General features: G+C 72.3%; 25 protein-coding genes and 2 pseudogenes. 10 read left to right on the top strand and 17 right to left on the bottom strand.

The window, feature by feature from the left end:
- The 8 genes and pseudogenes from AB0M93_RS34480 to AB0M93_RS34445 form a co-directional block, all read right to left on the bottom strand.
- Positions 1-212 (bottom strand): annotated as a pseudogene (locus tag AB0M93_RS34480) (Crp/Fnr family transcriptional regulator); the annotation flags it as partial.
- A gap of 13 nt (positions 213-225) precedes the next feature.
- Positions 226-1,326, bottom strand: a complete 1,101-nt coding sequence (locus AB0M93_RS34475) for a family 2 encapsulin nanocompartment cargo protein terpene cyclase (RefSeq protein ID WP_364281562.1) — start codon at positions 1,324-1,326, stop codon at positions 226-228.
- A gap of 28 nt (positions 1,327-1,354) precedes the next feature.
- Positions 1,355-2,206 carry a geranyl diphosphate 2-C-methyltransferase gene (locus AB0M93_RS34470; protein WP_364281559.1) on the bottom strand — a complete coding sequence of 284 codons (852 nt, stop codon included), beginning with the start codon at positions 2,204-2,206 and terminating at the stop codon, positions 1,355-1,357.
- Positions 2,207-2,485: 279 nt separating this feature from the next.
- Positions 2,486-3,319 (bottom strand): carbohydrate ABC transporter permease, encoded by an 834-nt coding sequence (locus tag AB0M93_RS34465; protein ID WP_364281556.1) that lies wholly within the window; start codon positions 3,317-3,319, stop codon positions 2,486-2,488.
- Positions 3,316-4,221 (bottom strand): sugar ABC transporter permease, encoded by a 906-nt coding sequence (locus tag AB0M93_RS34460; protein ID WP_364281554.1) that lies wholly within the window; start codon positions 4,219-4,221, stop codon positions 3,316-3,318. The genes AB0M93_RS34465 and AB0M93_RS34460 overlap by 4 nt, the downstream gene beginning before the upstream one ends.
- On the bottom strand, positions 4,218-5,552 hold the full coding sequence (locus AB0M93_RS34455) for an extracellular solute-binding protein (protein ID WP_364281551.1): 1,335 nt from the start codon (positions 5,550-5,552) through the stop codon (positions 4,218-4,220). The genes AB0M93_RS34460 and AB0M93_RS34455 overlap by 4 nt, the downstream gene beginning before the upstream one ends.
- 60 nt (positions 5,553-5,612) lie before the next feature.
- Entirely contained in the window at positions 5,613-6,389 is a 777-nt protein-coding gene (locus tag AB0M93_RS34450; RefSeq protein WP_364281548.1) for a DUF3152 domain-containing protein, read from the bottom strand.
- A gap of 991 nt (positions 6,390-7,380) precedes the next feature.
- Complete coding sequence (locus AB0M93_RS34445; RefSeq protein WP_364281544.1) at positions 7,381-8,388, bottom strand: polysaccharide deacetylase family protein; 1,008 nt, start codon at positions 8,386-8,388, stop codon at positions 7,381-7,383.
- Between the two features lie 195 nt (positions 8,389-8,583).
- On the opposite strand from AB0M93_RS34445, the gene AB0M93_RS34440 reads away from it, so the two are divergent.
- A complete protein-coding gene (locus AB0M93_RS34440; protein ID WP_364281541.1) occupies positions 8,584-9,531 on the top strand; it encodes a hypothetical protein in 948 nt (315 codons plus the stop codon).
- Between the two features lie 150 nt (positions 9,532-9,681).
- On the opposite strand, the gene AB0M93_RS34435 is transcribed toward AB0M93_RS34440, so the two are convergent.
- A complete protein-coding gene (locus tag AB0M93_RS34435) occupies positions 9,682-10,152 on the bottom strand; it encodes a hypothetical protein (protein WP_364281538.1) in 471 nt (156 codons plus the stop codon).
- A gap of 1,547 nt (positions 10,153-11,699) precedes the next feature.
- Entirely contained in the window at positions 11,700-12,035 is a 336-nt protein-coding gene (locus AB0M93_RS34430; protein ID WP_364281535.1) for a WGxxGxxG family protein, read from the bottom strand.
- Positions 12,036-12,310: 275 nt separating this feature from the next.
- On the opposite strand from AB0M93_RS34430, the gene AB0M93_RS34425 reads away from it, so the two are divergent.
- From AB0M93_RS34425 to AB0M93_RS34415, 3 genes are all read left to right on the top strand, one after another.
- Entirely contained in the window at positions 12,311-12,652 is a 342-nt protein-coding gene (locus AB0M93_RS34425; RefSeq protein WP_364281532.1) for a hypothetical protein, read from the top strand.
- Between the two features lie 298 nt (positions 12,653-12,950).
- Positions 12,951-13,325, top strand: a complete 375-nt coding sequence (locus AB0M93_RS34420) for a hypothetical protein (protein ID WP_364281529.1) — start codon at positions 12,951-12,953, stop codon at positions 13,323-13,325.
- A 318-nt stretch (positions 13,326-13,643) separates the two neighbouring features.
- Positions 13,644-13,997, top strand: coding sequence for a hypothetical protein (locus AB0M93_RS34415; protein ID WP_364281526.1), 354 nt, complete (start codon positions 13,644-13,646; stop codon positions 13,995-13,997).
- A gap of 50 nt (positions 13,998-14,047) precedes the next feature.
- Here AB0M93_RS34415 and AB0M93_RS34410 read toward each other — a convergent pair whose 3' ends face one another.
- A complete protein-coding gene (locus AB0M93_RS34410; protein ID WP_364281523.1) occupies positions 14,048-15,145 on the bottom strand; it encodes an AI-2E family transporter in 1,098 nt (365 codons plus the stop codon).
- A gap of 129 nt (positions 15,146-15,274) precedes the next feature.
- Between AB0M93_RS34410 and AB0M93_RS34405 the strand changes: the two genes are divergently transcribed.
- Together AB0M93_RS34405 and AB0M93_RS34400 are read left to right on the top strand one after the other, a co-directional pair.
- Positions 15,275-16,216 carry a glycoside hydrolase family 43 protein gene (locus AB0M93_RS34405; protein ID WP_364281520.1) on the top strand — a complete coding sequence of 314 codons (942 nt, stop codon included), beginning with the start codon at positions 15,275-15,277 and terminating at the stop codon, positions 16,214-16,216.
- A gap of 81 nt (positions 16,217-16,297) precedes the next feature.
- Entirely contained in the window at positions 16,298-17,104 is an 807-nt protein-coding gene (locus tag AB0M93_RS34400; protein WP_364281517.1) for a hypothetical protein, read from the top strand.
- A 3-nt stretch (positions 17,105-17,107) separates the two neighbouring features.
- On the opposite strand, the gene ligD is transcribed toward AB0M93_RS34400, so the two are convergent.
- Together ligD and AB0M93_RS34390 are read right to left on the bottom strand one after the other, a co-directional pair.
- Positions 17,108-19,087, bottom strand: coding sequence for a DNA ligase D (ligD, locus tag AB0M93_RS34395; protein WP_364281514.1), 1,980 nt, complete (start codon positions 19,085-19,087; stop codon positions 17,108-17,110).
- A gap of 102 nt (positions 19,088-19,189) precedes the next feature.
- Complete coding sequence (locus AB0M93_RS34390) at positions 19,190-19,747, bottom strand: helix-turn-helix domain-containing protein (RefSeq protein WP_364281511.1); 558 nt, start codon at positions 19,745-19,747, stop codon at positions 19,190-19,192.
- A gap of 124 nt (positions 19,748-19,871) precedes the next feature.
- Here AB0M93_RS34390 and AB0M93_RS34385 point away from each other — a divergent pair, with 124 nt between their 5' ends.
- On the top strand, positions 19,872-20,576 hold the full coding sequence (locus AB0M93_RS34385) for an alpha/beta hydrolase (protein ID WP_364281508.1): 705 nt from the start codon (positions 19,872-19,874) through the stop codon (positions 20,574-20,576).
- 1 nt (position 20,577) lies between these two features.
- Here the strand turns inward: AB0M93_RS34385 and AB0M93_RS34380 are convergent, their stop codons facing one another.
- Entirely contained in the window at positions 20,578-21,456 is an 879-nt protein-coding gene (locus tag AB0M93_RS34380; RefSeq protein WP_364281506.1) for an RNA polymerase sigma-70 factor, read from the bottom strand.
- A 160-nt stretch (positions 21,457-21,616) separates the two neighbouring features.
- On the opposite strand from AB0M93_RS34380, the gene AB0M93_RS34375 reads away from it, so the two are divergent.
- Positions 21,617-22,090: a carboxymuconolactone decarboxylase family protein gene (locus AB0M93_RS34375; RefSeq protein ID WP_364281503.1), complete on the top strand. Its 474-nt coding sequence runs from the start codon at positions 21,617-21,619 to the stop codon at positions 22,088-22,090.
- A 27-nt stretch (positions 22,091-22,117) separates the two neighbouring features.
- Complete coding sequence (locus AB0M93_RS34370) at positions 22,118-22,735, top strand: class I SAM-dependent methyltransferase (RefSeq protein WP_364281500.1); 618 nt, start codon at positions 22,118-22,120, stop codon at positions 22,733-22,735.
- Here the strand turns inward: AB0M93_RS34370 and AB0M93_RS34365 are convergent.
- Positions 22,728-23,477: an HAD family hydrolase gene (locus AB0M93_RS34365; protein WP_364281497.1), complete on the bottom strand. Its 750-nt coding sequence runs from the start codon at positions 23,475-23,477 to the stop codon at positions 22,728-22,730. The two genes, AB0M93_RS34370 and AB0M93_RS34365, sit on opposite strands and share 8 nt — an antisense overlap.
- Here AB0M93_RS34365 and AB0M93_RS34360 point away from each other — a divergent pair, their 5' ends adjacent.
- Positions 23,478-24,116 carry a hypothetical protein gene (locus AB0M93_RS34360; protein ID WP_364281494.1) on the top strand — a complete coding sequence of 213 codons (639 nt, stop codon included), beginning with the start codon at positions 23,478-23,480 and terminating at the stop codon, positions 24,114-24,116.
- A 25-nt stretch (positions 24,117-24,141) separates the two neighbouring features.
- On the opposite strand, the gene AB0M93_RS34355 is transcribed toward AB0M93_RS34360, so the two are convergent.
- Both AB0M93_RS34355 and AB0M93_RS34350 read right to left on the bottom strand, forming a co-directional pair.
- Positions 24,142-24,315, bottom strand: a complete 174-nt coding sequence (locus tag AB0M93_RS34355) for a DUF2188 domain-containing protein (protein ID WP_364281570.1) — start codon at positions 24,313-24,315, stop codon at positions 24,142-24,144.
- Between the two features lie 60 nt (positions 24,316-24,375).
- A pseudogene (locus AB0M93_RS34350) lies at positions 24,376-25,188 on the bottom strand (manganese catalase family protein); the annotation flags it as partial.
- Positions 25,189-25,293: the final 105 nt, after the last annotated feature.

Genomic DNA, 25,293 nt, shown 5'->3' with positions numbered 1-25,293 from the left:
CCGACGGAGTAGGAGAGGCGGCGGTTGACGCGGTAGGCCCCGCCGGAGACTTCGACCCAGGGGAGGAGTTTGAGCAGCCAGCGGCTGGAGATGCCCTGCATCTGGGGGACGGATTTGGTGGTGGTGGCCAGGGTGCGGGCCGCGGCCCGGCTCAGGCTCGAGGGGGCCCGTTCGTCGGTGTCCACGGCATCCACCGGGTCGGTGACAGTCACAGCGAAACCTCACTCATTGGTAGCGGGGGTTGGTGGCGTGCCAGGTGAACCCGCCGCCCATCCAGGACCGGACGCCGACCAGGAACCGTTGCAGTTCCGGTGACGGCACCGCCATGAGGTCCCGGTGACCGTCCTCGAATTCGTGGACGATCCGGTTGTGCAGCTCGACGGTGGCTTCGACCGCCTCTTCGACCGCGCAACCGCGGTCGGCGGCGATCTGCAGGACCATGTTGCAGACCGGTTTCTCGTCGGCCGCGTCCTTGGCCACCGAATGGAGGTCGTTGACCAGCACCGACGCCGTGCCGGCCCGCATCATCGCCTCGCGCACGCGGGGGTCGTAGTAGAACGGCGCGGCCAGCTCGTAGCCGCCGACGGCGTCGACCAGGGTCATCGACGTGTAGAAGCTGTCGTGCTGGCGGGCCGCCAGGTATTCCCACGCCGGGGGGTAGCGGCCGGTGTGGCGCCAGGCCGCGTAGGCGTCCCAGCTGACGAACATCGAGAACGTCGCGTAGCAGACCCGCTGCACGAGCACCGGGGAACCGTGCCGGCCCAGGTGGTCGATCGCCGAGTGCAGCCCGACGAGGATCGGGTCGGACCGCAGCGCCTCGTCCAGCGGGGCCGAGAACTCCCCGGCCGGCGCGACCGGGTCCATCGCCGCCATGACGAGTGCCAGGCGCGGCGGCAGTTCGGTCGGCGCCGCGCCCAGCGTGCTGTCGTCGGCGTAGTAGTCGTCGGCCGCCCACCAGACCGCGTTGAGCTGCGCCGCGACCAGCAGCCGGTCCGGGTCGTCGCAGTCGGGGTGGGCGAGCATCACCAGCCGGCCGAAGCCGGCGCCGGCGATCTGCTCCAGGCCCTTGCCGGTGAACCCGCAGCCGGCCGCCCACGCGACCAGCCGCCGGTCCACCTCCGCGGCCAGGCCGTCGTCGACGCGGCCCACGACCGGGCAGTACAGCGGCGGCGCGCTGCCGTCACCCCACGGCAGGTAGGCGTAGGCCGGGTCCGGCCCGGACGCCGGCGCGAACTGCGTCGCGATCCGGGCCGCCGACGTCCCGAGACCGAACGGTCCCGCCGGCAGGCCGAGGTCCCCGCTCGTCCACTGTGGACAGCCGGTCATGGTGGTCTCCTCCGGCACCGGCCCCGCCTCAGACGCGGTCGGCGGCGATGAGCAGGTAGTGGAAACTGCCTTCGCGGTAGGCGGTCAGGAACGGGTCCTCGATCCCGGTGGCGACCGACGACTTCGCCCGCAGCTCCCAGTACGGGATCGTCGCCGCGGTCAGGTCGACGACGTTGATCGGGACGAACCCGTTGGCGGACAACGCCTTGAAGTAGTCGCCGCGGGCGTGGATGTTGCAGATGTAGTGCTGGTCGATCTGGCTCACCGCGCGCGACCGGCCGCCGGTGACGTCGTTGTAGCACCCGGTGATCGTCACGTACCGGCCGCCCGGCCTGAGCTGCCGGGCGTGCTCGGCGAACAGGGCGTGCAGGTCCACGTACATCGTGCTCTCGTTGTTCCAGATGCCCTGGAACGCGCCGGATTCGAAGCCGGTGTCGAGCATGTTCCGCAGGTGGTAGCGCACCGAGCCGTCGATCCCGCGCCGCCGCACGTGCTCGTTGGCGAACCCGACCTGCTGCTCCGAAATGGAGATGCCGTCGACCTGGCAGCCGAACCGCAGGTGGGCCATGACGCTCGTGCCGCCGCGGCCGCAGCCCGCGTCCAGCAGCCGGTCCGACGGCGCGATCGGGCCCAGGTGGTCGAGCAGGACCTCCGCCTGCGCGGTCTCGAGCCGGTGCATCTCCGCGATGATCGCCTCGTCGCGAGTGGCCTCCGGGCCTTCCAGCACCGCCGGGTCGTAGTCGCCGAGGCCGTAGTGGTGGTGGTAGAGACCATCGACGTCGCCCAGCCGGAGGTTCACCGGATCCTTTTCGGCGTTCCAGTAGGCGGCCACCGACTGCTGGTACGCGGTGCGGGCCACGGGCTGGTCGAGAGCGGTCATCAAGCAACTCCTCGCTGGCGGTTACGCTGGCAGGCAACGAAAACCGGGCCGCCGGCCGGGGCGGCCCGGTTTTCGTCCCCTCCCCGTCGACGCTAGTGCCGGGAGTTTCACCTGGACAAGGCGCTTCACTCGCGCTGGCCGAGCGTGGCCCGTCCGGCCCAGCGAGGCCCCCGCCCCGGTGTGCAGCGAGGTGGCACAAGATCCCCGTTCGGGACCGGCGACACCTCGTCCGGCTGACGGTTCGCCACCCTCCGTGTCAGGTGCTGGCGAGGTGCGCCGTCACGCCCGTGTCCTCGGGCCGCCCTCCGTCGTGATCCCGGCGAGGAAGTGGCGCTGCGCCACGAAGAACACGATCAGCAGCGGCACGGTCGTGATGACGCTCCCGGCCAGCACGATCTCCCACCGCTGCTCGTTCGCCTGGCCGAACTGGTCCGACAGCGCCTTGAGCCCGCGGGGCAGCGTGTACAGCGCCGGGTCGCGCAGGTAGATCAGCGGCTTGAGCAGGTCCGACCAGCTGGCCTTGAGCTCGAACACGAAACTCACGATCAGCGCCGGACGGCACAGCGGCACCGCGATCCGCCAGAACAGCGTCCAGTGGCTCGCGCCGTCGACGCGGGCCGCCTCGAACACCTCCCGGGGCAGGCCGAGGAAGAACTGGCGCAGCAGGAAGATGTAGAACGCGCTGCCGAACAGGTTCCCGGCCCACAGCGGCACCTGCGTGTGCGCCAGGCCGACACTGTTCCAGATCAGGTACACCGGGATCATCGTCACCGCGGCCGGCAGCATCATGGTGGCCAGCACCAGGCCGAACAACGCGTTGCGGCCCGGGAAGCGGAAGTAGGCGAAGCCGAACGCCACCAGCGAGCTGGTCAGCGTCACGGTCACGGCCGCGGCGAGCGACACCACCACGCTGTTGACCAGCCAGGCCGCGACCGGGGCCGCCCGCCAGATCTCGACGTAGTTGTCCCACGCCCAGGTGCGCGGGATCAGCAGGTTGTCGAAGACCTGCGCGCGCGGCTTCACCGAAGCGCTCAGCAGCCAGACGAACGGGTAGAGGAACAGCACGGTCGCCGCGGTCAGCGCGCCCCACCGGAGCACGCGGCGCGCGGTCACCGGTCACCGCCTTCGTAGTAGACGAACCGGCGGCTCAGCCGTACCTGCACGAGCGTGATCGCCAAGATCACGACGAACAGCAGCCACGCCATCGCCGAGGCGTACCCGAGGTGGAGGAACTCGAACGCCTGCTGGAACAGGTAGATCAGGTAGAACAGCGCGGCGTCGTTGCTGTAGGTCGCCGACGCCGCGGAGCCGTAGAAGGCGGTGTAGGCCTCGTCGAACGACTGCAGCGCCGCGATCGTCTGGACGATCAGGGTGAAGAACAGCGCCCCGCTGATCATCGGCACGGTGACCCGCCGGAACCGCTGCCACGCCGACGCGCCGTCGAGCTCGGCGGCCTCGTACAGCTCCCGCGGCACGCCGCGCAGCGCGGCCAGGTAGATCACCACCGTGCTGCCCACCGACCACAGGTGCATGAGCACCAGTCCCGGCTTCACCCAGGCCCCGTCGGTGCTCCACTGCGGCCCGTCGATGCCGACCAGCCCGAGCACGGCGTTGACCAGCCCGACCTGGCCGTTGAACAGGATCAGGAACAGCACGCCGACGGCGACCTTCGGGGTGACCTCGGGCAGGTAGAACACCGTGCGGAAGAACCCGGCCGACCGGCGCCCCGCCCGCGTGAGCAGGGACGCCAGCGCCAGCGAGACGGCCATCGTGGCGGGCACCGACAGGACGGTGTACACGAGGGTGTTGACCAGGCTCTTGCGCACGGCCGGGTCGTCCAGCAGGCGCCGGTAGTTGGCCCAGCCGACGGCGTCGGGCGAGCGCAGCGCGTCGTAGTCGGTGAAGGAGAGCACCAGGCTGGCGACCATCGGGATCGCCATGAAGACGACGAACCCGATCATCCACGGCGACAGGAACGCGTACGCGGCCCAGGTTTCCCGCGTGCGCCGCCTCACCGGTGGGCCACCGCGGCGTCGAGCGCCCGCTGGGCTTCCTGCTGGGCCTGCCGCAGGGCGTCGGCGGGCTGCTGCTCGCCGGACAGGACCCGGTTGACGGCGTTCTGCCAGGCCGTCTTGAACTCCGAGCCGGCCGGGGACGCGGGCATGGTGAAGGCGCTGTCCTGCGCCTTCAGGACGGTCCGGACGGCGGCGTCGAACGCCGGCCGGTCCGCCAGCTGCACGAGACTGCCGAAGATTTCCTGGTCTGCGACGCGGTTCCCGGTGTACACGCCGGTGAACGCCTTGCCGGCGGCCTTGCGCTTTTCGGCCCGCGCCTTGGCGGCGGCGACCCACGTCGGCGCGTCGGTCATGGTCTTGATCCAGGCACACGCCTGGTCCTTGTGGGTGCTGCCGGCGGGGATCACCCAGGCGCTGCCGGTGACCCAGTCGATCGGCGTGCCGCTGGTGTCGGTGAACGGCGCGGCGGTCACCCGCACGTCCGGCGAGTAGTTCGCGAGGACGTTGAGGTACCAGTCGTCCATCAGGGTGGCCGCGAGCTGTCCCTGCTTGAACGGGTTCTTCTCGCCGAAGAAGTCGAACGAGTCGCGGAACGCCTTCACCGCGCCCCAGCCGCCTTGGGCGTCGATCAGCGACTTGGTGTAAGCGAGGGCATCGGCCAGCCGCGGGTCGTCGAGGTGCGCGGTGCGGCCGTCGTCGCTGAGCATCCGGACGCCGTTCGCCTTGGCCCACAGCGGGAGGAACTCGGGGATCTTCGGGTCGAACCCGATCCGGGACAGGGTGCCGTTCGTGCGGGCGGTCAGTTTCTGCGCGGCCGAGGCCAGCTCGGCCCGGTCGGCCGGGGCGAGGTCCCGGGGCGTCAGGCCACCCGCTGCCACGGCGGTGTCGTTCACCAGCAGGACCCGGTTGTCGTAGAACTCGGGCAGGCCGTAGACCTTGCCGTCGAGGGTGACTTCCTGCAGCGCGGCGGGCCGGTACTGCCCGACGTCGACGTGCTGCTTGGCGATGCAGTCGGTGAGGGGTTCGAGGGTGCCGCGGGCGGCGTAGGTGCCGAGCAGCTGCCGGTCGAGGTAGACGAGGTCCGGCGGGGTGTGCGAGGCGACCGCGGCGAGGAACTGCTGGGCGTCGAAGGCGCTGCCGCCGATCTTCACCGTGGCCGGCGCGATCGCCTTGCCCGCCAGGTCGGCCCGGGTGGTGGCGATCTCGTCGCCGAGGCCGAAGCCCATGGTCGTGAGGGTCACCGCGCCGCCGGTGTCACCCCCGCTGCCGACTCCGCCGCACCCGGCGAGCAGCACGACCACACCCGCACCGGCCAGAAGTTTCCGCACCATTGCGCACCCCTCCCAGAGGGGCGGAAAGTACCCACGGAGCGGAGGGTCCAAACCAGTGCGTCAGTGCGGGTCGGTGACCCAGGGGTTCGGGCGGCAGACCGCACCGTCGGGCCGGACGTTGGTGGCTGCCCCGGGTTCGGCGCGGTTGAGGTTCGCGAGGTAGGTGTTGGAGAGCCCGAAGGTCTGCTGCATCATCACCGGCGCCGGCGCACCGGGCGCGGGGCAGCCGACGTGGCCGAGGCCGAGGGCGTGCCCCATCTCGTGGTTGACGGCGTAGGCGCGGTAGCCGGCCAGGTCCCCGTCGTAGGAGTGGGCGCCGCGCAGCCACCGGGCGAGGTTGAGGACGATCCGGTGGTCGTGGGTGAGCCGGCACGAGGAGTCGAAGGGGATGGTGAAGCCGCAGAGGTCGGGCCGCCGCGCGGTCCCGGGACTGGTGAGGCTGATCCGGACGGCTGGCTGGGCACCGGGATCACCGAGCCGGCGGAAGGTGACCTCGCCGAGCCCGGTCCAGCCGCGCGGGTCGGCGAGGATCGCGTCGACGTCCCGGTCGAAGCCGGGAACGTCGATCCCGTCCTCGATTTCGACGGTGTAGGTGAGGACGCGGTCGCCGGACCCGATGTCGTGGCCGGGCCCGGGAACGACGTGCCAGGTCCCGGCGCCGGCTTCGGGGACGGGAACGCCATCGGGCAGCGCGGCCGGTTCCGGCGCAGGAGCGGGCCGGGCGGCGGGTACGGAGCCGGCGGGCTGCGCGGAGGCGACCCCGGACACCCGCTTGGGCTCGGCGGCGCGGGGCGTGAGCAGCAGGGCAAGGGCGAGGGCAACGGCGAACACGAGCACGGCGGGCGGCCACCAGGGCGGCGACGCCGGCGCGGGCGGCGGCGAAGGCGCGGGAACGACGACGGGTTCGGGCGCGGTCGAGATCCGCGGAACGCGCGGGGCGGGCGGACCGACGGCGAGCGCGGGGGCGATCGGCGGGCTTTGCCTTGTGGCGTGGGCGGATTCCGGTGCTTCGGAGGTGGTCGCTGTTGAGTCTTGCGGGGTTGCCGGTGTGGCTTCGGCCGAGATTCGGGGCGGGCGCGGGGATGCCGGGACCGGAGGTGCCGCGGCGAGATCCTCGGGGCCTGGCCAAGCCGGGGTATCGGGTTCGGTCGCGGGCTCGGCCGGAGTTGCTTGAGCCGGCACCGATGCTTCGGCAGGCGCGATCCGAGCGGCGGTGGTCGCCGGGGCCGCCTGGGCCGAGGGGGGTGCGTGTGTTGCGGGAGCTGCGGTCGCGTCGGCGGTGGGTGCCGATGGCGTTGCCGGACCCGGAGAGGCCGCTGCAATGCCGGTTGTGGCAGCCGCTGGGGCTGTGTGGGCGGTGGGTGCCTCCGAATCCGCAGCTGTCGGTGCCTCGGCAGGTGCAACTCCAGCCGCGACAGCCGTCGGGGCCGCGTGCGCCGAGGGTGCATCCGGAATCGGAGGTGCCGGTGCTTCGGCCGGTGCAATGCCGGGCGTGGCAGCCGTCGGGGCTGTGTGGGCGGTGGGTGCCTCCGGAACTGAAGGTGCCGGTGCCTCGGCAGGCGCAACCCCAGCCGCGGCAGCCGTCGGGGCCGCGTGCGCCGAGGGTGCCGTCTGCGTCGGGGGCGCGGTATCTGCCGGTGCCTCGGGAACACCCGCCGCGGTCCAGGCCGGTGCAGCGGCGGGAGCCACCTGGCCCGTGGCCGCCGGTGGCTGCTTCTGCGCCGGGATGCGCGGGATCCGCGGCGACCGTGGCGGCGCCGTCTGGTGCGTGGGCTGGTTGCGGCGGCGGGGCTGCGGCAGCCAGTCCACCCGGGCGACGGGGTGCGGGTCAGTAGGCAAGGCCCACGCTCGCACACGCCGGCGCCACCTTGCCTTCGGAACGCGGGTACGACACCGTCGACGGGTCTCCGTCCGAGGTGTAGCGGTGGCCGCTCGGGGACGCCAGCTCGTCCAGCCAGTGCGTCGAGCCGTACTCCGCTTCGCGGCCTTCGGACTGCGAACGGATCCGGGGAATCGCGCCGGGGTCGAACTCGGCGGAACACGGCGACGGGGCCGGCCCGGCGCCCACCAGCAGCACCCCCGCGTACGAATAGCCGGCGCCGCGCTGCGCCAGCTCTTCGCGGTGCGGGTGGGCCCCGAACGGCAGCGCCAGCGTCGTCGGCTGGTAGCCCGGGACCGCCTTGCGGATCAGGGCGTCCCCCTCCGTGATGGCCGTGGTCGCTTCGCTCTCCGTGGCCTTGCGGAGGTTGGTGTGCTTGCGGGTGTGGTTGCCGATCTCGAAGCCGTGCTCCACCAGCCAGCGCAACGTCCGGCCGTCGCCCGGGTCGGCGAACGGGTGCTCGTTGACGTACATGCTCGCCACCGGGCGGAACCGCGGGTGCGCCGCCGCGACGTCCAGCAGGATGCGGACCGCCGTGCCCGGGGCCGGCTGGCCCTGCGGGGTGAGGCTGAACGTGCTCGGGTCGCCGTCGTCGAAGGTCAGGACCACCGGGTGCGCGCCGGCCGGGAGGTCGAGGCGGTGGGCGACCAGGTCGGCCGTCGTGACCGGCACGTAGTCCTCGGCCGCCAGCCGCTCGAGCTCCGCCGTGAAGTCGGCGGGCGTGCGGTCGTACACCGAACGCGGCTGCGCGCTGAGGCGGTGGTACATCAGGACCGGCACCCGGCCGAGCTCGTCGGCGCCGGCCTGCCGGGCGGCGGCGGCCGTGACGCGGGCCGGGGCCGCGGACGGCGCCGGCCGCGGCGGCGCGGACGCCGGGGCCACGGGCGCCGGACCGCCACAGGCCGCCAAGGCGAGGAGTGCGGTGAACCCGGTACCGAACCGGAAAAGGCAACGCATGCCGGAAGTGTGGCGCCGCCCCGCAGCGGGTGCGGGCCGAGCCACCGGGTCGGGTGATGGCGGAATTGCCCACCGCAGCCCCGGAAACCGGGTTTCCCCAGGCCGGGGCGCCCATCCCGGAATCGAAATCCTGCACGATGCGGTGATCGTCGGGGAACGGGTTTCGCGAAGATCGTGATCGGGTACTTTTCTTCGATGGTCCCGAAAAAGGCGGTTGCCGCCGAACGAACCTTCGATCGACGTCTGGTCCTCACCGCCGCCCTCGCGGGCTTGGCCACGAGCGCGTGCGGCGCACTGCAGCGAGGCAACGCGCTCGTCGTGCCGGCCCCCGCGGCGGCGGCTGCCGCCGCGGCTCCACCGCCGCCACCGCCCAACCCGCTCGAAACCGGCCTGCTCGTCGGCTTCTGCGGCGCGCCGGGCGCGAAGGCCCTCGGCCGCATGACCGGCGACCTCACGGAAGCGAGCCGCGGGCTGCAGAAGCAGATCGCCGCGTTCCCGCCGGGCCGCCCGATCACCCCGGTCGTGGAGCTGATCGCCACCACCGTGCACCGCTCGCCCGGCGCGGACGGCATGTACCGCAGCCGCTGCGAAGACTCGACGGTGCGCGACTACCTCGACGCCGCCCGCGCGCTGAAGGGCCTGCTGCTGCTGAACATCCAGCCCGGCCGCGCCGACTTCCTGCCCGAGGTCCAGGCGTACGAGCGCTGGCTGACCGAGCCGGACGTCGGGGTCGCGCTCGACCCGGAGTGGGCGGTGGAGCCGGGCGTGGTGCCCGGGAAGAAGTTCGGCCGCACGACCGGCGGCGAACTCGACGAAGTCGCCCGCTACCTCGGCGCCCTGGCCGACGCGCACCACCTGCCGGCCAAGGTGATGGTCTACCACCAGGTCGCGGCGTCCGTGGTGCGCGACGAGCAGCAGCTGCACGCCCACCACGGCGTTTCGGTGGTCAAGGTCGTCGACGGCATCGGGTCGGCTTCGGCCAAGAAGGCGACGTGGAAGACGCTGATGACGACCATGCCCGCGCACGTGCGGCCGGGGTTCAAGCTGTTCTTCGAGGAGGACACCCGCCACGGCACGCCCCTGATGAGCCCGGCCGACGTCATGGCGCTGAACCCGACCCCCGCCTACGCCGTCTACGAATAGTCCCCGGCACGCCAAAGCCCGGTGCGGCACGCCGCACCGGGCTTCTTCGTGTTCTGCAGGGGTTCGTCGGCCGCGGACGACGAAAGCCCGGCGCGGGAGGGGAACCGCGCCGGGCCGTCGCCGGCTTGTCCGTCCGGGGGTCCGGCCGGCTCAGCCGACCGGGACGGGCAGCCCGCCGAGAAGGTCGTTCACCAGCGCGGAGAGGCTGATCAGGACCCGCTGCAGCAGTGCGTTGAGCAGGGCCGAGACCGGCGGCAGCGCCTGGCGGGACTGCAGCTGCGCGGCGAGGTCGTCGACGCCCTTGCGCGCCTTGGCGGTCTCCTGCTGCGCCGTGGCCGCGCTGTCCTTGGCCGCGGCCTGGATCGTGTACCGCTTGCCCTGGGACAGATCGGTGAGCAGCGGGTCCAGCCGCGCGAGGGTGGCCCGCGTGCCGGGCACGTCCCCGCGGTCCGCCCGCGATGCCAGCTGGTCGCGCAGGCCCTGGACCTCGGCCGCCGCGCTGGTGGTGCTCGACGAACCGCTGCCGCCGGGCCCGCCCGCCGTCGCCACACCCACTCCCGCCAGGGTCACCGCGGCGGCGGTGACGAACACCGTGAGCGCTCGGGTCAGTGCACTTTTCATGTCGTACTCCTCCGGATTGTGCGATGCCGACTGCGATCATCGTGAGCGCCGATCCGCGATAGCGCGAGCGGATGGCCGGGGCCGGTCGCGGTGCTCGGTTCCGCACGGTGTACGGCCTTGCGGTGGCATCGCAACAAACATCAACTTCGCGTGAAGCGCATCCGAAGCGATTTTGTGCTTCAGTTACGGTAGGTAATAGCGTCACTCGACCGTGGCGGCCTATTACCATGAATGGCTGAATCAACCCGATTTTCTTCGTGTCGGGTTCGCGGGGTACCAGAACGGGTGACGTCGCACTTTCACTCAATCGTGAGGTTTGGGGGAGGTGGGGCTGGGTAATCACGGCCGTTTGCTGTAAAGTGCGGAAGCCACCCTTAAGTAGGGTAGGGTGAAGAAACACTTCTTGTGCGCCGAGTCACTCGCTAATCTGAGCGGCGGTCGTGGGGCCGGTCTTCCGTGCTTCCGCGGCCCCCTCGGTGCCGAGAGCTGACAACTGGGCGCCATTCGGAGAAGCAGGAAACGCAGAACGTCCCGACGCCGACGGCGCCGGGACGTTCTGCGCGAAGAGGAGAAGGGGGATCCACGGTGCGCGGCACCAGGGGCACTCGGCCACCCGGTGGACGCCGGGTGCGGGGGACCGGTGGCGCCCAGGCGTTCGGCGGGTTCGGCCGCGGGGCGGCGGTCGGATGCCGTGGTGCTGGTGGTGCGGAGGCGTTCGGCCGTGGGGCGGCTGTGGGATGCTGTGGTGCGCGCGGACCGCAGGTGCTCGGCAGGTATCGCCGCGGGCCGGCCGGTGGATGCCGTGGACCGGCGTGCGAATGCAGCGAGACGGGTGGCGCTCACCCGGCTGCCGGGTTACTTCGCAGTTCGGCGAGATGCCGTGGTGCCGGTGGCGCTCAAGCGCCCGGCGGAAACCGCCGGGCACCCGGCGCGCGCCGGCCGTGGGGGACTGCCGGAGTTCAGGCGTTCGGCGGGTTCGGCCGCGGGCCGGCGGGTGAATGCAGTGGTGCCGGTGGCGCGCAAGTGTCCGGCGGAAACCGCCGGATTCCCGGCGCGCGTCGGCTGTGGGGGACTGCCGGAGCTCACGCGTTCGGCGGATTTCGCCGCACGCTGGCGGCTAAGGGCCGTTGGACCGGTAGCGCTCGGCTGTCCGGCGGGTTATGTCGCAGCTCGGCGGGATGCCGTGATGCCGATGGCGCTCAAACGGCCGGCGTGCGCCGGCCGTGGGGGACTGCCGGAGCTCAGGCGTTGGGCGGGTTCGGCTGCGGGCTGGCAGGTGAATGCTGTGGTGCCGGTGGCGCGCAGGTGTCCGGCGGAAACCGCCGGGTTCCGGGCGCGCGCCCGCAGTGGGTGACCGCCGGAGCTCACGCGTTCGGCGGATTTCGCCGCACGCCGGCGGCCAAAGGCCGTTGCACCGGTAGCGCTCAGTTCCCCGGCGGGTTATCCCGCAGCTCGGCGAGATGCCGTGATATCGGCGGCGGCGCTCAAGCGCCCGGCGGAAACCGCCGGGCACCCGGCGCGCGCCGGCCGTGGGCGACCTTGCGGCCTCAGACTCCCGGCGGGTTCCGTCGCGGGCTGGCCGGCGGATACGTGTTCGCCGGCGGTTCCGCGGGCGCCGCCGGGTATCCCGCCATCGCGCCCGGCTTCGGGCCGCGCCGCACCAGTCCGGCCAGGCCCAGCAGGCCCACCAGGCCGAGCAGGCCCCACAACCCGTTGTCGTCGTTGTCGTCCCGCGCCGTATTCACCTGGTTGCCGTCGTCGGTCTGGGCCTGCCATGCCGGTGTCGCCGCCTCCGGGGCCGCCGATGCGGGCCATGCGCCGGTCAACGCGATCGCGGCGGCCGCGGCCGTTCCGCAGAGCAGTTTCCGTGCGGTGTGCGTCATCTCGGTTCTTCCTTCCGGTCGGAGGGGCTTTCCCCGGCGGCGTACCCCCGCGGCTCCCGTTCACTCCCGTTGTCACGGGAACGAGCGAAGACTTCACCTTCGAACCCCGGTTCGGGCCGCTTTCCCGGCGTTTGTAAGATGGCTCCCGCTTCAAGACAGATCCGCGCAGGGACGCGCTGTGCGCGCACGTCCGCCCCGGCCGTCCTTTCCGTTCTCAAGCGCAGCAGCTCATCCGAGCCGGGCCATTCCGTCCACTGCCGTGGACCGGGGGAGAAATGAACACTGATCTCGTTGTCGCGCCGCTCGGCGCGACCTTCACGCCACGCCTCATCTGCACCACCGGTGACCGCCTGATCCACCCCGCCGACGGCCGCAACGACCTCGCCAGGATCGTCGTGCGCTGGGCCCGTGCCTGGGTTCCCGAAACCTGGCCCGCCCGCCAGTACTTCGCCGCACTGGGGATCGGCGACGAGGAAAACCCCTGCTACGGCGACGAAGCCGTCGTCGGCTGGCACCTGCTGCAGCCGCGGCCGGACTCGCTCGCGTGGCGGGTGCGGTCCGGCGAAATCGACGTGACCACCGCGCTCACCGCCGAAGCCGAGGCCTGGCCCCAATAGCGAACCGGTCCGAAGAGCCCTGCGCCACCCCGGCGCGGGGCTCTTTCGCGTGCCCGGATTCTTCCTTGCCCCACAACCGGTTCCGGTGGAGGATGACCGGAAGACCTTGGCGGGAACGAAAGCCCGCGTGTAACCCGATCGGACCACTCTCCACGCGGTCAGAGGCTCGCGGTAGCCACACGATGGTGGCATGAAGTGGAAACGACGCGCGCGCATCAGTACGTTCCACCACACAGGACGGAGTACACACCTTCGCTGCAGTCCTGTTTCTCCGAAACTGTTCACCGAGGAGCAATCCATGCTGAAGAAGATTGGCTTCGTCGCGGTCACCGCGGCGGCCGGCGCGTTCCTGGCCGGCGGCGTCGCCGCGGCCGGCACCCCGGAGGGCCACGAGCACCACCACCACGGCCACCACTACGGCGGCTACGACCAGATCAGCCAGGTCGGCCTGGTCAACCTGAACAACACCGACGTGCTGCACAACGTCAACGCCACGCTCGGCCTGTGCGGCAACGACATCAACGTGCTCGGCGTGCAGGTGCCGATCCACGACTCGCTCAACGGCCTCGGCGTGCCGATCCTGTCGCCGGGCGAGCACTCGGCCGAGGGCGAGGGGCCGTACAACTGCGCGTCGGGCGGCCTCGCCGACGGCGGCACGAGCCAGGGTCACTGAAAATCTCCGTGCCGGGGCCGCCCGCTGTGTGCGGACGCCGGCTCCGGCACGGGATCCGGCAGTTGCGCGGCCGTCGCGTCGCGCGCCCGGAACACGGAGCGAACTGCACACTCCGGTCCGCGTCCCGGGCACGCCGCGACGCCGGATGACGCCGGCCCGGGTGGGACCGGCCGCGACGCTGGAGAAGTGTGCCGGTCCCGCCCGGCGTGATCGCACCCTGACGGACTTCCCCGGGCCCGGCGAACCGAAGCCGGGCCCGTTCCCTTCCCCGATCCCCTGCCGGACCGTCCGGTGGGTTTTCAGAAGGAGTTTCTTCCCGTGATCAAGCAGATCGGCTTCGTCGCCACCGCCCTCGCCGCCGGGATGGCGGTGCTCGGCGGATCCGCGTCCGCGACCAACGTCACCGTCGCGGGCCACCCGGTCGACTCCACCGACCAGTTCGGCCTCGTCGGCAACGTGCAGAACCTCGACGCGGTGCACAACCTGAACGTCGTCGGCGGCGTCTGCGACAACGACATCAACGTGCTCGGTGTCCAGGTCCCGCTGCACGACACGGCCAACGGCATCGGCATCCCGGTGCTCTCCGCGGGCGACCACTCGGCCGAGGGCGAGAGCCCGGACAACTGCGCCGCCGGCGAGATCGCCGACGGCGGCACCACCCAGGGCAACTGACCGAATCCCGGTCCGGAACCGCCGCGTGGGACTTCCGCGCGGCGGTTTTGTCACGTCCGGTCGAGCCGGTGCACGGCCACCTCGCGCACGACCAGCAGCACCGCCGCCGCGACCGGGACCGCGACGAACGCGCCCACCACGCCGAGCAGTTCGAACCCGAGGAGCACCGCGACCACGGTGACCAGCGCGGGGATCCGGACCGCCCGCCCGACGATCTTCGGCAGCAGCACGTAGTCCTCCAGCACCCGGTAGCCGACGAAGAAGCCCAAGGTCGCGAGCCCCACCGGCACCGACACCGTGAGCGCGACGAGGCTGGTGCCGGCCCCGGCCGCCACCGAGCCCGCCACCGGCACGAGGTCGAGCACGGCGACGAGCACGGCCAGCACCAGGGAGTACGGCACGCCGAACGCCGACAGCCAGGCGAACGTCAACGCGCCCGCGATCAGCGACACCACCACGTTGCCGACGAGGTAGGAGCCCACCTTCCGGAAGACGGCGTCGCCGATCAGGATCACCCGCGGCCGCCGGGAACGGGGCGCCAGCCGGTACAGCGCCGTGCGGATCCGCGGGAAGTCGGCGACGAAGTAGGTGGCGAGCACGACCACGATCGCCGCGTCGGCGAGCAGCCCGGCGAGCGACTTCGCGACGTCGGACACGTGGACCGACCGGATGGCGGCTTCGAGGCCGAAGGTTTCGTTGGCCTGGCCGAGCAGGGTCGCGTGGTCACGCAGCAGGGACAGGTAGCGCGGGGCGCCGTCCCGCAGCTGCGTCGCCTGGTCGGCCAGCGGCACGGCGGCCGCGGCGATCGCGCCGCCGAGCACGGCCAGCCCGGTCACGACGACGACGGCGGTGGCGATCGCGCGCGGCATCCGGCGCGCGAGCCGGGCGGTCACCGGCTCGAGGCCGACCGCCAGGAAGAACGCGATGCCGATCAGGAGCAGCGCGTCGGAGGCGGCGAGGACGACCTCGACGACGGCGACCGTGACGACCACCCCGGCCGCCGCCAGCATCCCGGTGAAGAACGGTGCCCGGCGATCGAGCGGTTTTCCCGGCGCGCCCAAGGGTTTTTCCTGCCGGGCGGCCGCGCCTTCGGCCTCGCCGACGGGGTGGCCGGCGCGGTAGGCGCCGCGTCCGCTCGTTGCGTGCATGCGACGGCGGCTACCCCGGCCCGGCGCGGGCGAATCCCCCCGATCCGGGTGCGCGGGCAAGTCCACGCTTCCTGGTGACGGCGGCCGCCTGCCGTTGCCGGAAGCGCGGGGGAGTCAACAGAATCGCGTATGCGTCTCAAGGGTCTCCTGCTCGCCCTCGTCATGGCTGTCGCGGCCGCGTTCGCGGTGGTTCCGGAAGCGGCGGCGATCAGCGCGCCGCGGCTGCTGATCAACCAGGACTTTCCCGACCCGGACGTCCTCAAGACCGCTTGGGGCTACTTCGCGTTCTCGACGAGCACCGGTGCGACGCGGATTCCCTTCGCGGCGGCGCCGGCACCGGAAGGGCCGTGGCGGGTCGCCGGCGACGCGCTCGGCGCGGTACCGGTGTGGGCTAAGACCGACGGCGGGTTCTGGGCGCCGGATGTCACGCAGCTGGCGGACGGCACGTTCGTGCTGTACTTCGCGGCCGCCCAGAAGACCGGCGGCGAAATGTGCCTCGGTGCCGCGACGGCGGCGAAGGCGCAAGGGCCGTACACCCCGGCCGGCGACCGGCCGCTGGTGTGCGCGCCCGAGGACCACGGTGACATCGACCCGCAGACGTTCGTCGACGCGGACGGGTCCCGCCACCTGCTCTACAAGAGCGACGGCGCGGCGACCGGGCCGCCGGCGGCGATCTGGACGCAGCAGCTGCAGGCCGACGGCCGCACGCTCACCGGTCCGCGCACCGAACTGCTCCGCGCCGACCTCACGGCGGAGAAGGCGGTCGTCGAGGCGCCTTCGGTGGTGAAGACGGCGTCCCGTTACCTGCTGTTCTATTCCGCGGACACGTTCCAGAGCACGGGCTACCACACGTGTTACGCGTCGGCGCCGGTGCTGGCCGGCCCGTTCGTGAAGGCCGACGCCCAGTTCCTGTCGACCGACCTCCTCGGCGGCAAGGTGGACGCCCCGGGCGGCGCCGACGTGGTGGACGGCCACATCTTCTTCCACGGCTGGCTGGGCGGCGGCCGCACCGCGCGGGGCCTGTACGAGCTGCCGGTCTCGTTCCCGGGCGACGTGCCGAAGCTGGGCTGAACCGTCACCCACCCGGGTAGCACTCCGGTTGGGCAACGCGGGGCCGGATATCCGGGGGGAGCGAGGGAACGGAGGAGCGTCATGACGGTGTGGTGGGGATTGGCGGGCCTGCTCGGCCTGCTGGGGTGCTGCGGTCTCCTCCGCGGCCACCGGGCGGACGGCGGCGCGATCGAGGACGACCCGCTGGCCCGCTACCCGGCGGCCCGCGAACCGGCGACGCCGAACGCCGACGCGGCCCACACACCGTTGATGACCCCGGTGATCACGCCGGAGATGCTCGCGGCCCGGCAGGGGGTGGCAGAGCTGCAGCCGGAAGCTGCGCTGCCGGAGTCGGGGCGGATGGTGGGCGAGATCCCGGCCCCGCGGCCCGAGGAGCAGCAACCCGTGGTGGAGCCGAGAGTTCCGGCGGCGGCCGCGCCGGTGCCCGTGGTGCAGTCGGGATTCGCGCAGCCCGAGCCGGTTCCCGCGGTGGAGCCGGGAGTTCCGGCGGCGGCCGCGCGGATGCCCGCCGTGTCGCAGGGATCTGCGCAGCCCGAGCAGCAACCCGTGGTGGAGCCGGAAGTTCCGGCGGCGGCCGCGCGGGTGCCCGTGGTGCCGCAGGAACCCGCGCAGCCCGAGCCGGTTCCCGTGGTGCCGCCGGGATCCGCGCAGCCCGCGGCGGTCCCGGGCCCGCAGCCGCAAGCCGCCGTCCCGCCGCAGAGCCGGCCGAGGCACGCCCGTCACCCTGCGGAAGCCGCCGAGCCGGACACCCCCGGGATCCCGCAGGCACGTTCCGAAGCCGGAACCCCGCCGCAACCCGGTGAAACCGCCGCTCCGCAGGCAACAGCCCCGCCCGGACACGAGTCGGCCGTGCGCGGGTTCACCAAGCGGCTCCTGGGCCGGTCCTGATCCTCAGGCCGGCAGCGCGGCGGCCCCGGCCGAGCCGGTCAGCCCGGCCAGCAGGTCGCCGTGGTCGTCGATGCGATCGAGGACCTCGTCCGCCGTGAACGTCAGGTGCGTCACGTGGCGGCACGCGCGGACCTCGTCCCACGTGACCGGGGTCGAGGCCGTCGGGTGGTCGCGGCCGCGCAGGGAATACGGGGCCACCGTCGTCTTGGCCGGGTTGTTCTGGCTCCAGTCGATGAACACCCGGCCCGGTCGCTGCGCCTTCGCCATCACCGCCGTCACCGACTCCGGTGTCTCGCGCGCCAGGCGCTGGGCGAGCCGCTTCGCGTACGCCGAGGGCGCCCCCGGGTCGTCCGTGCTGATGCCGCAGTAGAGCTGCATCCCCTTGGAACCCGACGTTTTCGCGTACGGGGTCAGCCCGTCCGCCACCAGCACGTCGTGCAGGCGTTCGGCCACCCGGCAGCAGTCGACGATGGTCGTGCCCGGGCCCGGGTCGAGGTCGAACACCAGGCGGTCCGGGGTGCCGCGGGCGCCCGAGGCCACCGTCCACTGGGGAACGTGCAGCTCCAGCGCCGCCATGTTCGCCGCCCACACCAGGCCCGGCAGGTCGTCGAGGAGCGGGTAGTCGATCGTGCCTCCGCTGCCGGTCAGCCGGACCGTGCGCAGCCAGTCCGGGGCACCCTTCGGGACGTTCTTCTCGAACCACTTCTGGCCGTCGACGCCGTTGGGGTAGCGGATGAACGTCACCGGCCGGCCCGCCAGGTGCGGCAGCAGCACCGCCGCGACGCGCGAGTAGTAGTTGATCACCTCGCCTTTGGTGAACCCGGCCGCCGGGTACAGCACCTTGTCCAAATTGGACAAAGTGAGCCGCCGGTTCCCCGCCTGGACGGTGATCCGCTGTCCCGAAGGCTCGGGCGGCGGCGGAGCCGGGGCGGCCGGCTCGGGCGAACCCGCGCGCGGAGCCAGGACTTCGGCGGGATCCTTGTCCTGGCGCAGGCCGCGCCACGCCGTGTGGCGCACGCGGCCGCCGCGGGTGAACTGGCGGTAGACGATCTCGCCCACCAGCCGCGGCTCGACCCAGCGCGCGCGGACGGTGTCCTCGCGCGGTGGCGTCGTCGCGAACGGGTGCGTGCGCCGCTCGATGGCCTGCAGCTGCGCCATCAGGTCGGCGCGGGTGGCCTGGCTGAACCCGGTGCCGACGTCGCCGATGTAGACGAGGTCGCCGGTGCCGGGGTCGTGGGCGCCGAGCAGCAGCCCGCCGAGGGTGCCGGTGAAGCTGCGCTGGCCCGGCCGCCAGCCGCAGACGATCACCTCCTGCGTCCGGATCAGCGGGTGCTTCAGCCACGAGTCCGGCCGCTGCCCGGGGGAGTAGGCCGACGAACGCAGTTTCGCGACGACGCCTTCGTACCCGGCGGCCGCGGCGTGCGCGAGGAAGTCCGCGGGCGTGCGGCGGTCGGCGGCGAGTTCGTCGAAGGTGACCGCGCGGACCACCGAAATCCGGTACGGGTCCGGCATCGGCAGCTCCGCGAGCAGGCGGCGGCGCTCGTCGTACGGCGCGGCCAGCAGGCTCCGGTCGCCCAGCCGGAGCAGGTCGAAGGCCAGGAAGCGGACCGGGACGTCCGTGAACTCGAGGCCCTTCGGCCCGCTTTGGTGCCGGACCCAGCGGCCGCGGCGCTCCTGCATCCGCTCGAAGTCGATCCGGCCGTCCTCGCCGTAGACGACGACCTCGCCGTCCAGGTAGGCGGCCTGCCCGTCCAGCGCGGGGGCGAGCACCCCGGCGAGGTCGGCGAACTCCGCGGTGAAGTCGATGTTGTTGCGGCTGGTGAGCACGGTGGTGCCGTCCGGCGCGATCCGCATGGCGGCGCGGTAACCGTCCAGTTTGTACTCGTAGGCCCACTCCGGGCCGGTGCGCAGCCGCCCGCCGTCGGCCTTGGCTAGCATCGGCTCCAGCCAGGCCGGGACGCGCGACTCGTCGTCTGCCGCCATTTCGGACCTCCGTCACCTCACGCGCCCAAGGTAACCCGTTCGGCCTAGCTTCGCTGGGTTTTCGCAGGTGAACGCCGCTTGAACGCGTGTTCGGCCCGCGGCTCAGGCCGGCAGGAGGTCGTCGACGGCCCGGCGGAGCGTCGCGCGCACCTTCCCGGGGTCGTCGAGTTCGCCGCCGTGCAGCGCGCCGTCGCGCAGGAGGACGAGCACGCGGGCCGCGTGGTCCGGTTCCGGGTGGCCGAGCGCCGCGGCCTGCTCGCGCAGGACGCCGAAGAACCACTGCCGGTGGTCTTCGATCACCTGGCGCACCAGGTGCCCGGGGTCGGGGTATTCGGCGGCGGCGTTGAGGAACTGGCAGCCGCGGAAATCCTCCCCGCGCGTCGCGTCGCCCACCACCGCCATGGCGTCGACCAGGCCTTCGCGCGGCGGCTTGCCGGCCCGCGCCGCGTCGACGGCTTCGCGGATCCGGCGGCTGGTCTCGGCGAGGTAGGCCGCGACCAGGTCGTCCTTGGTCGGGTAGTGCCGGTAGAACGTCGCCCGGGTCACCGCCGCCTCGGAAACCAGCCGTTCCACCCCGACGGCGTGGATGCCTTCGGCGTAGAAGAGCCGGGCGGCGGTCGCGAGCAGCCGGTCCTTCGGGTGCGGCTCGACAGTGCTCATCCTCGCAGCTTAGAGAAAGACCGGTCGTTCTGCCAGATCGTGTTCGTCACATTGCCAAGGCGGCTCGGGGGGGCCAAAGTAGGCGAGGCAGAAAGACCGATCGTTCTCCCTGAAGGAGCCAGCCATGAGCAAGCCCACCATCGTCCTGGTCCACGGCGCGTTCGCCGACTCGTCGAGCTGGACCGGCGTCGTCGCGAAGCTGCAGGAGCAGGGCTATCCGGTCAAGGCGGTGGCGAACCCGCTGCGCGGCGTCGAGTCCGACGCGGCCTACGTGCAGGACGTCGTCAACGGCGTCGAAGGCCCGGTTGTCCTGGCCGGTCACTCCTACGGCGGCGCCCTGATCACCCGCGCGGCCACCGAGACGCCTAACGTCCGCGCCCTCGTCTACATCGCCGCGTTCCAGCCCGACGCGGGCGAGAGCGTGTTCGAGCTGTCCGGCCGCTACCCGGGCGCCAAGCTCGGCCCGGAGACCACGAACGTCCTGGTGCACAACGGCGAGCCCGAGCTGTCGATCAAGCCGGAAGACTTCGCCGAGGTCTTCGCCGCCGACGTCCCCGCGGCCACCGCGGCGATCATGGCGGTCACCCAGCGGCCGGTCGCCCAGCAGGCCCTGGCGGCGCCGTTCGAGGGCACTCCGGCGTGGACCAAGCTCCCGTCGTGGACGCTGGTCGCGAACAACGACAACGCGATCCCGGCCGCGGCGCAGGAGTTCATGGCCGAGCGCGCGTCGTCGACCGTCCGCCGCATCGACGCTTCGCACGCGGTCGCGGTGTCCCAGCCGGACGTCGTCGCCGAGGTGATCCTCGCCGCCGCGGCGCACGTCGAGTGAGTCAGCGGCACAAGGTGGTCGTCTCGTCCAGGCGCGACAGCTTTTCCGGGTTGCGCACCGCGTAGAGCCCGGTGACGAGACCGTCGTCGACGCGGACGGCCACCACGGTGTCGACCTCGCCGCCGCGCCGCAGGAGCAACGCCGGGTAGCCGTTGACCTCGGCCGCCTCCAGCGTGCCGACGGCGAGGTTGCCCAGGCCGGCGGCGAGCAGGCGCGCCACGTTTGCGGCCCCGGAGACCGGCGACAGCACCGCCTCCACGACCCCGCCGCCGTCACCGAGGAACACGACGTCCGGCGCCAGGACGGCGAGCAGCTCGCGCAGGTCGCCCGTCTCGACCGCACGCCGGAACGCCTCGAGCGCATCCCGGGTCGCCGACGGCGAGACGGTCCCGCGCGGCCGGCGCGCGGCGACGTGGGAGCGGGCCCGGTGCGCGATCTGGCGCACCGCGGCCGGGCTCTTGCCGACGGCTTCGGCGATCTCGGCATAGTCCAGGGCGAACACCTCGCGCAGCACGAACACCGCCCGCTCGGCCGGCCCGAGCGTCTCCAGCACCAGCAGCATCGCCATCGACACGCTGTCGGCCAGCTCGACGTCCTCGGCGACGTCGGGCGCGGTCAGCAGCGGCTCGGGCAGCCACGGCCCGACGTAGGACTCCTTGCGCCTGCCGAGCGCCCGCAGCCGCATCAGCGCCTGGCGGGTGGTGATCCGGACCAGGTACGCGCGCTGGTCCCGCACCGCGGCGAGATCGACGTCCACCCACCGCAGCCACGTCTCCTGCAGGACGTCCTCGGCGTCGGCGGCCGAGCCGAGCAGCTGGTAGGCGACGGTGAACAGCAGGTTGCGGCAGCCGAGGAAGGCTTCGGTGGCGGGGTCGGCCATGGGCGTGGCTCCACTTCGTTCGAGGGTTCGCCCACCGGATGCCGGGCGTCGCCGCCGTGTGACAGTGATCGTGGTCACCCGCGCGGATTGTCACGCAGGGCGGGGCCGCCGGCATCTCGTGGTCGTCCGGATCGGACGAGCACGAGATGAGGACGAAGCCATGGAACCCCGGTTCACCCTGACCGACAACGAAATCGGTGCCAAGTTCGCCAAGCGGTTCGGCACCGCGAGCCTGGCCATCATCCAGTCGCCGCTGGCGAAGGTCACGCAGGAGCTGGTGTCGCTGCGCGTCAGCCAGATCAACGGCTGCGGCTGGTGCGTGGACATCCACACCAAGGAACTCGCGGCCGCCGGCGAATCCGCGGTGCGGATCAACCTGGTCGCGGCCTGGCGCGAAGCCACGGTGTTCACCGAAGCCGAGCAGGCGGCGCTCGCGCTGGCCGAAGAGGGCACCCGGATCGCCGACGCCGCCCCGGGCGTCTCCGACGAGACGTGGGCCCGGGTCCGCGAGCACTACGACGACGACCGGGTCGCCGCCCTGGTCGCGCTGGTCGCGCAGATGAACTCGGCCAACCGGCTCGCGGTGATCGTCCACCAGAAGGGCGGTGGCTACGAGCCCGGCAGGTTCGGCTGAGGCGGGGTTCGTGCTTCGCTGGGGGACATGACGAAAGCGGAGCGGTGGCGTCGGTACTGGGACCGCAAGTCCCCGGTCTACGACGCGGAGATGGGCGTCTGGGACCGCCGCCTCTTCGGCGACTCCCGCGAGTGGGCCTGCGGGCAGGCCGCGGGCGAGGTCCTGGAGGTCGCGGTCGGGACCGGGCTGAACCTGCCGTGCTACCCGGCGGAGGTGACGCTCACCGGTCTCGACCTCAGCGACGGGATGCTCGCCGTTGCCCGCGACCGCGCCCGCCGGCTCGGCCGCGAAGTGACCCTGCGCCAGGGCGACGCCGAGAAACTGCCGTTCGCCGACGCCACCTTCGACACCGTGCTGTGCACGTTCGGCCTCTGCGCGATCCCCGGCCACGCGGCGGCGGTCGGGGAGATGGTCCGGGTCCTGCGCCCGGGCGGCCGGCTGATCCTGGTCGACCACGTCGCTTCGTCGTCGTGGCCGGTGCGCGGCCTGCAGTGGCTGGTCGAGCTGGCGAGCGTGCCACTGGCCGGCGAGCACTTCCGGCGCCGGCCGTCGAAGCTGGTCGAGGCGCTGGGGCTGCCGGTGGAACGCCGGGAGCGGTTCAAGCTCGGGCTGGTGGAACGGCTGGTGGCCCGCAAGCTCAGCTGATCAGCACGCTCTCGTCCAGACCGGCCAGCAGCGCCGCGGCGTCGTCGTAGACCGCGACCGCGCCGGCGTCGGACAGCTCGGCTGCGCCGATGCCGCCGGACAGCACCGAAACCGTGCGGACACCGGCCTTCTTGGCCGCGTGGACGTCCCAGACCGCGTCGCCGACGAAGATCGTGTCCTCCGGTGCGGTCCCGGCCTTGTCGAGCGCGGCGTACACCGGTTCCGGGTCCGGCTTCGTCGCGTCGACGTCGTCGCCGGAGACGATCCCGGCGACCACGTCGTCGACGTCGAGGACCCGGCGCAGCTCCTTGAGCTCGTCGGGGGCCGCCGACGTCGCCAGCACGACGCGCAGCCCGCGCCCGGCCAGCTCCCGGATGAGGTCCGGGGCGCGGTCGAACGGGCGCAGCAGCTCCGCCGTCTCCAGGTAGAAACGGCTGTGCAGCTCCTTCGCGCGGTCGCCGATCCGGTCGGCGTCCTCGTCACCGAGCAGGGTGCTCAGCAGCTTGCCGGACCCCTTGCCGATCGCGCGGTGCACGCGCCAGGAGTCGACGTTCCGGCCGAGCTCGTGGAACGCCCGGCGCCAGGCGTGGACATGGAGGTAGTTGGAGTCGACGAGCGTGCCGTCGACGTCGAACAGGACCGCGGTGGCGATGGCAGGCTCCTCGGGGTCGGTGCGGTTTCTCCGTCCTCCGCGCGGGTATCGGGAGGACGATCGATTACCCAGGCGGGGAGGGAAGTACACATGGCGGGTCTCGTCTCGGCGGGCTTTCGCGGGCTCGCGTCGCTGCGGCGCGCCCCGGCCTTCCACCCGGACGGCGTCGTGCTGCACGGTGAGCTCCGGCCGGTCGCCCGCGATCTGCCGTGGCCGTCCGGGCCGGCGCCCGTCGTCGCCCGGCTGTCCAAGGGCGCCGGCACGCCCGGGCGGCTGCCGGACGCGCTCGGGCTGGCGGTGCGGATCCCCGGCGCGGGCCGCGACGGCGGACCGTGGGACATCACGCTGACGACGGCGGGCCACGGGCACGTCGGCCGGATGCTGCCCCGGCCGGCGGCGGCGTGGACGAGCGGCGCCTACAGCAGCCTCGTGCCCTACCGCCAGGCCGACCGGCTCGTCTGGCTCGGTGCGTGGACGTCGTCGCCGCGGGTGGAAGCGTCGATCGAGGCGGCCCGGGCGGCGGTGCCGTGGCGGTTCGTGCTCCGGACCGGTCGCGAAGACGGGCGCTGGTGCGACAGCGCGGTGCTCACGCTGACCGGGCCCGCCGGGGACGCGCCGTCGTTCGACCCGATGCTGAACCGCCCGGCGGGCCTGGAGTTCGCGCCGGAGTGGCTGGTCCGGCTGCGGGAGCGGGCCTACGCGGGGAGCCGGGCCGGCCGGCCGTCGTGAACCGGCGGCCGGCCGCGGGGACGGGTCAGGAGCGGGCCCGCGGGTAGGTCCGGCGCTCGCCGACCTCGCCGTTCTTCGTGTGGATGAAGTGGGCCGTGCCGCGCTTGATCGCCAGCTTGCGGCCCTCCGCGACGGCCTCGGACTTCGTCTCGGCGCTCCCGGACGCCCGCGAGTTGCCGACGACCTTGTTCTTCCACACCGAGCCGTCGTGGAACGTCTCGACGTCGCCGTCCGCCGGCTCGAGGCCGGGCTCCGCGTCGTCCTGCAGGAGCGCGGAGGTGCCGTAGAGGGCGGGGTCGGGTTCGGGTGCGGTGCCGGGGCCGCCGAGGGGTTGGGGGTCCATGAGGTATTCGATGCCGGCGTCGGTGGTCCAGCTGGTGCCCTTGGCGCCGTCGGGCCCGTCGGAGAGGTGCCAGATCGTGTGGTTGTGGGTCTGGTCTTCTTCGTCGAGCAAGGCGTTGGGGGCGATATCCCCCTCGAGCCCGTCGGCTTTGAGTTCTTCGATCGCGGCGAGCCATTGTTTCTGGTGGACGGTGTCGCGGGCGAGGTTGAATTTCAGCATGGCTTTGACGCCGGGGTCGTCGGTCATGTTGTAGAGGCGGGCGGTTTGGAGCCGGCCTTGCGCTTCGGCGGCGGCGTTGGCGCGGAAGTCGGCGAGCAGGTTGCCGGAGGCGACGATGTATTTGCCGTTCCAGGGGTAGCCGTTGCTGTCGGCCGGAAGAGCGCCGCCGCCGGCGACGATGGCTTGCTGGACGTCCATGCCGCCGATCACCGCGGCCATGACGGGGTCTTCGACGGCCTCGGCGGTGGCGGTGGCGGGGGCGCCTTCCAGCAGCCGGGCGACCATGGTGGCGAGCATTTCGACGTGGCCGATTTCTTCGGTGGCGGTGTCCATGATGAGGTCTTTGTACTTGCCTTCGATGCGGCAGTTCCAGCCTTGGAACAGGTACTGCATGGTGACGGTCAGTTCGCCGTAGGCGCCGCCGATCAGTTCCTGGAGTTTGCGGGCGTAGACGGGGTCGGGCTTTTCGGGCTTGGCTTCGAACTGCAGCAGCTTCGTGTGACGGAACACGTGATCTCCCTTCCGAACCCGCGGAGTTCCCGCGTCCGGCCGCGTCAACCGGGGAAAAGCCGTGTTTGACGGGTTCGCGAGGGGATATCCGATCGGGTGATCCCC

Origin of the sequence: Amycolatopsis sp. NPDC051102 (assembly GCF_040682815.1) — a bacterium.
Classification (GTDB): Bacteria; Actinomycetota; Actinomycetes; order Mycobacteriales; family Pseudonocardiaceae; genus Amycolatopsis.
Note: the sequence above shows the minus strand (reverse complement) of the source record. Positions and strands in the feature narration are given on the sequence as shown.

What these genes read in the sequence shown, in the direction of transcription:
- AB0M93_RS34475 (WP_364281562.1), bottom strand. Translation starts at nt 1,326, where the DNA reads ATGACCGGCTGTCCACAGTGGACGAGCGGGGACCTCGGCCTGCCGGCG.
- AB0M93_RS34470 (WP_364281559.1), bottom strand. Translation starts at nt 2,206, where the DNA reads ATGACCGCTCTCGACCAGCCCGTGGCCCGCACCGCGTACCAGCAGTCG.
- AB0M93_RS34455 (WP_364281551.1), bottom strand. Translation starts at nt 5,552, where the DNA reads ATGGTGCGGAAACTTCTGGCCGGTGCGGGTGTGGTCGTGCTGCTCGCC.
- AB0M93_RS34445 (WP_364281544.1), bottom strand. Translation starts at nt 8,388, where the DNA reads ATGCGTTGCCTTTTCCGGTTCGGTACCGGGTTCACCGCACTCCTCGCC.
- AB0M93_RS34440 (WP_364281541.1), top strand. Translation starts at nt 8,584, where the DNA reads ATGGTCCCGAAAAAGGCGGTTGCCGCCGAACGAACCTTCGATCGACGT.
- AB0M93_RS34435 (WP_364281538.1), bottom strand. Translation starts at nt 10,152, where the DNA reads ATGAAAAGTGCACTGACCCGAGCGCTCACGGTGTTCGTCACCGCCGCC.
- AB0M93_RS34430 (WP_364281535.1), bottom strand. Translation starts at nt 12,035, where the DNA reads ATGACGCACACCGCACGGAAACTGCTCTGCGGAACGGCCGCGGCCGCC.
- AB0M93_RS34425 (WP_364281532.1), top strand. Translation starts at nt 12,311, where the DNA reads ATGAACACTGATCTCGTTGTCGCGCCGCTCGGCGCGACCTTCACGCCA.
- AB0M93_RS34420 (WP_364281529.1), top strand. Translation starts at nt 12,951, where the DNA reads ATGCTGAAGAAGATTGGCTTCGTCGCGGTCACCGCGGCGGCCGGCGCG.
- AB0M93_RS34410 (WP_364281523.1), bottom strand. Translation starts at nt 15,145, where the DNA reads ATGCACGCAACGAGCGGACGCGGCGCCTACCGCGCCGGCCACCCCGTC.
- AB0M93_RS34405 (WP_364281520.1), top strand. Translation starts at nt 15,275, where the DNA reads ATGCGTCTCAAGGGTCTCCTGCTCGCCCTCGTCATGGCTGTCGCGGCC.
- AB0M93_RS34400 (WP_364281517.1), top strand. Translation starts at nt 16,298, where the DNA reads ATGACGGTGTGGTGGGGATTGGCGGGCCTGCTCGGCCTGCTGGGGTGC.
- ligD (WP_364281514.1), bottom strand. Translation starts at nt 19,087, where the DNA reads ATGGCGGCAGACGACGAGTCGCGCGTCCCGGCCTGGCTGGAGCCGATG.
- AB0M93_RS34390 (WP_364281511.1), bottom strand. Translation starts at nt 19,747, where the DNA reads ATGAGCACTGTCGAGCCGCACCCGAAGGACCGGCTGCTCGCGACCGCC.
- AB0M93_RS34385 (WP_364281508.1), top strand. Translation starts at nt 19,872, where the DNA reads ATGAGCAAGCCCACCATCGTCCTGGTCCACGGCGCGTTCGCCGACTCG.
- AB0M93_RS34380 (WP_364281506.1), bottom strand. Translation starts at nt 21,456, where the DNA reads ATGGCCGACCCCGCCACCGAAGCCTTCCTCGGCTGCCGCAACCTGCTG.
- AB0M93_RS34375 (WP_364281503.1), top strand. Translation starts at nt 21,617, where the DNA reads ATGGAACCCCGGTTCACCCTGACCGACAACGAAATCGGTGCCAAGTTC.
- AB0M93_RS34370 (WP_364281500.1), top strand. Translation starts at nt 22,118, where the DNA reads ATGACGAAAGCGGAGCGGTGGCGTCGGTACTGGGACCGCAAGTCCCCG.
- AB0M93_RS34360 (WP_364281494.1), top strand. Translation starts at nt 23,478, where the DNA reads ATGGCGGGTCTCGTCTCGGCGGGCTTTCGCGGGCTCGCGTCGCTGCGG.